The following is a 5973-nucleotide window of genomic DNA, read 5'->3' as shown; positions in this document are numbered from 1 at the left end:
TCGAAACGGGCCATTCAAAGCTCCTCCTCGAGGATCTTTGAATCACGATCCAGCCTCAAACGGAATCCCGTTTATGAGTACAGATCCTAACCGCCGATGCGACGGGCGGCCCATTCGTCGACATGGGCGTCGCGAATGGCAGCGAGATTGGTGAGGTTTTCCCGCTCGCACATGGCCGAAAGGCCGCCGACGATGCGCCTCACGAGGCCGGGTCCGTGATAGACGAGGCCGGTATAGAGCTGCACGAGGTCGGCTCCCGCGCGCATCTTTTCGGCGGCACTTTCGGCCGAATCGACCCCGCCGACGCCGATGATCGGCACGTGCGGGCCGAGCCGCACCCGCATCTTGGCAAGCGCGACCGTCGAACGCTCGAAGAGCGGACGGCCGGAAAGCCCGCCGGTCTCCTTGGCGTGTCTGCGGTCCCTGAGGTTTTCGCGCGTGATCGTCGTGTTGGAGATGATGAGCCCGTCTGCCGGTTCGGCGTTGAAGGCGGCGGCGATCGCGTCCAGCCCGCGTTCGTCGAGGTCGGGCGCGATCTTCAGGAAGACCGGTACGCGCTTGCCGTGACTGGCGGCCGCATCGTCCCTTGCCGCGAGGATTTTTTCGAGCAGCCGTTCGAGCGTTTCGCGTTCCTGCAGTTCGCGCAGCCGCGGCGTGTTCGGGGAAGAGACGTTGGCGGTAAAGTAGGAGGCCGTGTCGTAGAAGGCGCGAATGCCGGCGACGTAATCGCCCACGCGGTCCGTGCTGTCGGCGTTGACGCCGATGTTGACGCCGACGATATCGCCGTGGCGTTCGGCGCGAAGCCGCTTCAACGCCGCCTCGTGGCCCTCGTTGTTGAAGCCGAGCCGGTTGATCACCGCGCGGTCGCGCGGCAGGCGGAAGACGCGCGGCTTCGCATTGCCCGGTTGCGCGCGCGGCGTGATCGTGCCGACTTCGACGAAGCCGAAGCCGAAGCCGAGACCGGCGAGTGCGTGCGGCACCTCGGCGTTCTTGTCGTAGCCGGCCGCCAGCCCGACCGGATTGGGAAAGGGCAGGCCGGCGACGATCGCCGCCAGCCGCGGATCCGCAGGCTGTCGCGTTCGGCGCGACTTCGCCGTCTTGAGCGCGCGGATGGAAAGCTGGTGCGCACGCTCGGGGTCGAGCGCGAAGGCGAAGCGCCGGGCTGCCGCATCGAAAAGCCTCACCCGGCAAGCTCCGCAGGGAATTGGTGCGTGCCTTGCGCGGCGAGCGGAAGCGGCTTCACCCAGGCGACGGCCGACAGATCGAGCGGCGCATAGAGATGGGGAAAGTGCGCACCGCCTCGCGAGACCTCCCATCGAAGCGCGTCGCCGAGATCTTCCGGCCGGACGGCGACGAGAACGAGATCGTTTTGACCGGCGAAATGCTTGGCTGCCGTCTCGCGCACCTGGCTGGCGGTGGAGAAATGGATGAACCCGTCGGCAAGGTCGACCGGAGCGCCGGTGAAGGCACCGTTTCGCTCCGCCTCGCTCCACATGGCGCGGGGGGCGATCTTGTAGATCATCTCGCTCATCGCCCTCGTCCTACCGGCATTTTCCCGGCCCGGAAAGGGGCCGCCCGGGAAGCGGCAGAACTTTTGTCGCGGTTGCGGGTTATGACGGTTGCAGGCTCGAAAACGCAGCCGCAGGCAGGAGGAGCCCGGATGCGCAGGCACACGCTGGTCGTTGCCGGATTCGCCCTGGCGCTCGCGCCCTCTTCGGGCGTAGCGCAGGAGACCAAGAACAACTATTCGCTGCAGAAGGTCGAAGGAGGCGTCGTGCGCATGAACAATGCCACCGGCGAAGTTTCCATGTGCCATACGCAAGCGGGCGAACTGGTCTGCGAAATGGCGGCCGACGAGCGCAACGCGCTCGAAAAGCGCGTCGAAGCGCTCGAAAAACGAGTGGACCGGCTGACCGACGGCGAGGGAGACACGGCGTCCGGGCGCAGTCCGGATCGCAACCTCGATCGGGCGATGGACGCGGTGGAACATGCCGTACGGCGCTTCTTCGCGATGATCGACGATCTCAATCGCGACTTCCTGCGGCGCGACCATTACGGCGAACCGGACGACCGGACAGCACCGGGCCAGCGTACCTGACGGGTTCGCGACGAGCCGGTAACCGCCTCCCGCATGTTTCGTATTGAGGGTTTCGCGAAGCGGTTTTAAATTGTCGGCGTTGGCAATCGACGCGCGTGCGCAGGGCACGCCGTTCGGTTTATCCGGAGCGATCGCAAAGGACACGTCCGTGCTTCAGGAATTCAGGGAATTCATCTCCAAGGGCAACGTCATGGACCTTGCCGTCGGCGTCATCATCGGCGGCGCCTTCGGGCTGATCGTCAAGGCACTGACGGACGACATCATCATGCCGGTCGTCGGCGCGATCTTCGGCGGATTCGATTTTTCAAACTATTTCCTTCCCCTGTCCGAAAAGGTCACCGCCTCGACGCTCGCGCAGGCACGCACGCAGGGCGCCGTGCTCGCCTATGGGGATTTCGTGACCGTCGTCCTCAACTTCCTGATCCTCGCCTGGATCATCTTCCTGATGGTCAAGGGCGTGAACACGCTGCGCAGAAAGATCGAGCGCCACGAGGAGCCGGCGCCCGCCGTTCCCGATGCGCCGCCGGCAGACGTCCAGCTTCTCACGGAAATCCGCGATCTCCTTCGCGACGGCGGGCGACCGGCCTTGCCGGGGACCTGAGCGCCCGTTTCAACGCCGGAAAGAAAAGCGGGGCGAACGGACGGAAACGCCGTCCCGCCCTTGCGTGAACTCGGGATGTCTCTCTACGGTCGCACGATCGAAAAGAGGCAATCATCGTGTCCGAAAAGATCGCAGTCAGCAGCCGGGCGGACGAAACGCCGCCGAGCGGCATCGTCGCCGTCGTCAAGCACGGCCGCGGCCGCGAAGGGCTGATCCCATTATGGTCCGGCGAGGGGGACCTGCCGACCCCCGCCTTCATCGGCGAAGCGACGACCCGCGCGCTCGAAGCCGGTGAGACGTTCTATACCTGGCAGCGCGGCGTGCCGGAATTGCGCGAGGCGCTTTCGCGCTACTATGCGCGCCTTTACGCCGAGCCGGTTCCCGCCGAGCGGGTCTTCGTCGTCGGTTCGGGCATGCAGGCGATCAAGCTTTCGATCGATCTCGTGACCTCGCCAGGCGACGAGGTCGTCTACCTGACGCCGGCCTGGCCGAACTTTCCGGCCGCCGCCGGCGTTTCCGGTGCCCGCACGAAGGCGGTGCCGCTGACGGAGGAAAACGGCGCTTTCTCGCTCGATGCCGACCGGTTGGCGGCTTCGATCGGGCCGCACACGCGGGCGATCTTCGTCAACACGCCGGCCAATCCGACGGGCTGGACGGCAAGTCGCGAGGATCTGGACGCCCTTCTGGAACTTGCGCGCAAGCACGGCCTGTGGATCATCGCCGACGAGATCTACGCTCGCTACTATTACGGCGAGGGCGAGCGTGCGCCTTCGTTTCTCGACGTCGCCCACGCCGAAGACCGCATCCTCTACGTCAACTCGTTTTCGAAGAACTGGTCGATGACCGGATGGCGCATCGGCTGGATCGTCGCGCCGGAGGCCGTCGGCCAGCAGCTGGAAAACCTCATCCAGTATTCGACGTCGGGTGTCGCACCCTTCCTGCAGCGTGGTGCGGTCGCGGCGGTGGAGGAGGGCGAGGCCGTGGTCCGGGAAAACATCGCCCGCGCCGCGCACGGGCGCGACGTGTTGTGCGAGGCGCTGCTTGCGACGAACCGCGTCGCCATGGCGAAGCCGGCAGGCGCCTTCTATGCCTTCTTCGCCGTCGATGGGATCACCGACACGATGGCGGTCGCCAAGGACATCATCGACCGTGCGGGCGTCGGCCTTTCACCCGGCGTCGCGTTCGGGCCGGGCGGGGAGCGCTTCCTGCGTGCCTGTTTCCTGCGGGATCCGCGGCAGATGAAGACGGCGGCCGAGCGACTTGCCGACTATTTTTCAGCCCTGTAGACGCCACACCGGCGAACTTGCGATCGATCGAGTATCGCTGAGGAACAGGCTATTCGCCGTCCTTCTTCTTCCTGACGACGTCCGTCGCCGTGTCCCGGTCGGGATCCTCGAGATTCTCACCGGCCGCATCGCGGTCGCTCGCGGGATCGTCCTCGGCGGGTAGATATCCCGGTGGACGGGTTTCCGGCGGCCCTTCCCAGCGTGGCCGCTGGTCGGTCGTGCCCGGTTTGCCTTCCTTCGCGTCGTCCGTGCTCATGGGGTCTCCTCCGCTCTTTTCCTGTTATCGAAAGCAGGGAGCGAGACGCTTTGTTCCGTGTGCACGCACTGGTGAAGGTGCAGCGAACCGGCATTGACACCGTTCGTAACGGCTACGCTGTTGCGATGAAGATGATCCCGGACAAAACGACGACGGCCGAGACGAGGCGCAGGCCGATCGGCCGTTCGCCGAAGAGGAAGATACCGAAGAGGGCCGCGAGCACGACGCTCGTCTCGCGAAGGGCGGAGACCACTGCGAGCGGAGCGATCGTCGCCGCATAGATCACGCCGCCATAGGCGAGCACGGAGAGGAAGCCCGGCACGAGACCGGCGAGCGCGCTGCCGGCAGCAGCCCGGATCGCATGGCGGCGCCGGATCAGCGTGGTCGCGGCCGTCGGAAACTCGAGAAGGAACAGCCAGCTGATATAGCCGAGAGGCGCGTCCGAGAGGCGTGCGCCGATACCGTCGGCGAGCGAGTAGGCGGCGATGATGGTGCCCGTCGCTGCGGCGGCGGCAAGCGCCCTCGGATCGCGCGGCGTCGCGGATCGCGAGAAGCACAGAAGGGCAATCCCGACGGAAACGAGGGCAAGGCCGACGATTGCTTCGACCGGCAGCACCTCGCCGATCGTCAGATAGGCAGCGATCGCGACGAGTGCCGGCGCCATGCCGCGGGCGAGCGGATAGACCTGCGAGAGATCGCCGAAGCGATAGGCGTAGTTCAGGCCGATGTAATAGCCATTGTGCAGCAGCGCGGAGGCAAGCAGAAGCGGCCAGCTCTGGGCGGCGGGAAGCGGCGCGAAGAAGACGAGCACCGCGCCCACCAGAAAGTTGGAAAAGGAGATGGCGGCGAGCGTCACGGCGCGATCGCGGCCGGCCTTGACCATCGCGTTCCAGATCGCGTGGCAGACCGCGGCGCCCGCGACGATCGCGAATGCGGTTGGGTTCATGGTGATGAGAAAGCGTCTCGGCCGGTTTCGATGTGCCAAGGCCTATCCGCTTTTCGGACCGGATCGAAGAGCCGATTGGCGAAAACGCGTCTCTCGTGCGGCGAGGCCCGCTTTGCATGCTGCTTCAAGGGCATGCCCGCTCCGGCTTCCATGGCCATACGGAAGAAAGGCTTGAAACCCGTCCGAAAGGTCAGTATGCGGGCTGTCGATCTCCCGGGCGGTCCGACGCCGGCCTGCCGGGTTACCTTGGCTCGCGAGACGGGAAGCTGACGATGGCAAAAGGAAAGTTTGAACGCACGAAGCCGCACGTGAACATCGGCACGATTGGTCACGTTGACCATGGCAAGACGACGCTGACGGCAGCGATCACGAAGTTCTTCGGGGATTTCCGTGCGTACGACCAGATCGACGCGGCGCCGGAGGAGAAGGCGCGCGGCATCACGATCTCGACGGCGCACGTGGAGTACGAGACGGACGCGCGCCACTACGCGCACGTCGACTGCCCGGGCCACGCCGATTACGTGAAGAACATGATCACCGGTGCGGCGCAGATGGACGGGGCGATCCTGGTGGTGTCTGCCGCCGACGGCCCGATGCCGCAGACGCGCGAGCACATCCTGCTTGCCCGCCAGGTCGGCGTTCCGGGCATCGTGGTCTATCTCAACAAGTGCGACCAGGTCGACGACGAGGAGCTTCTGGAGCTCGTCGAGCTCGAGGTTCGCGAGCTTCTTTCGAGCTACGAGTTCCCGGGCGACGACATTCCGATCGTCAAGGGCTCGGCGCTGG

The 5973-nt window shown here is 65.5% G+C and carries 8 protein-coding genes; 4 read left to right on the top strand and 4 right to left on the bottom strand.

Translation table 11 applies throughout. From position 1 onward, the window contains the following. Positions 1–86: 86 nt before the first annotated feature. Positions 87–1184: a quinone-dependent dihydroorotate dehydrogenase gene (locus tag FJU11_RS18110; protein ID WP_181408245.1), complete on the bottom strand. Its 1098-nt coding sequence runs from the start codon at positions 1182–1184 to the stop codon at positions 87–89. Beyond that, entirely contained in the window at positions 1181–1531 is a 351-nt protein-coding gene (locus FJU11_RS18105; RefSeq protein ID WP_141168472.1) for a DUF952 domain-containing protein, read from the bottom strand. The genes FJU11_RS18110 and FJU11_RS18105 overlap by 4 nt, the downstream gene beginning before the upstream one ends. Before the next feature lie 129 nt (positions 1532–1660). Here FJU11_RS18105 and FJU11_RS18100 point away from each other — a divergent pair, with 129 nt between their 5' ends. The 3 genes from FJU11_RS18100 (at position 1661) to FJU11_RS18090 (ending at position 3985) form a co-directional block, all read left to right on the top strand. Continuing rightward, positions 1661–2098, top strand: coding sequence for a hypothetical protein (locus FJU11_RS18100; protein ID WP_141168471.1), 438 nt, complete (start codon positions 1661–1663; stop codon positions 2096–2098). Positions 2099–2246: 148 nt separating this feature from the next. Continuing rightward, positions 2247–2699, top strand: a complete 453-nt coding sequence (gene mscL, locus FJU11_RS18095) for a large conductance mechanosensitive channel protein MscL (protein ID WP_141168470.1) — start codon at positions 2247–2249, stop codon at positions 2697–2699. A gap of 116 nt (positions 2700–2815) precedes the next feature. Next, positions 2816–3985: a pyridoxal phosphate-dependent aminotransferase gene (locus FJU11_RS18090; RefSeq protein ID WP_141168469.1), complete on the top strand. Its 1170-nt coding sequence runs from the start codon at positions 2816–2818 to the stop codon at positions 3983–3985. A gap of 49 nt (positions 3986–4034) precedes the next feature. Here FJU11_RS18090 and FJU11_RS18085 read toward each other — a convergent pair whose 3' ends face one another. Both FJU11_RS18085 and FJU11_RS18080 read right to left on the bottom strand, forming a co-directional pair. Then, positions 4035–4241 (bottom strand): hypothetical protein, encoded by a 207-nt coding sequence (locus FJU11_RS18085; RefSeq protein ID WP_141168468.1) that lies wholly within the window; start codon positions 4239–4241, stop codon positions 4035–4037. Between the two features lie 112 nt (positions 4242–4353). After that, the gene (locus FJU11_RS18080) at positions 4354–5187 is read right to left on the bottom strand and encodes an EamA family transporter (RefSeq protein ID WP_141168467.1); all 834 of its coding nucleotides are present in this window, start codon (positions 5185–5187) and stop codon (positions 4354–4356) included. A gap of 272 nt (positions 5188–5459) precedes the next feature. Between FJU11_RS18080 and FJU11_RS18075 the strand changes: the two genes are divergently transcribed. Beyond that, on the top strand, positions 5460–5973 hold a 514-nt coding region (locus FJU11_RS18075), incomplete at its 3' end, for a GTP-binding protein (RefSeq protein ID WP_141168339.1).

It is taken from the genome of Pararhizobium mangrovi (assembly GCF_006516965.1).
Lineage (GTDB): Bacteria > Pseudomonadota > Alphaproteobacteria > Rhizobiales > Rhizobiaceae > Pararhizobium_B > Pararhizobium_B mangrovi.
The sequence above is the reverse complement of the archived record's forward strand: the minus strand, read 5'-3'. Positions and strand labels throughout refer to the sequence as shown.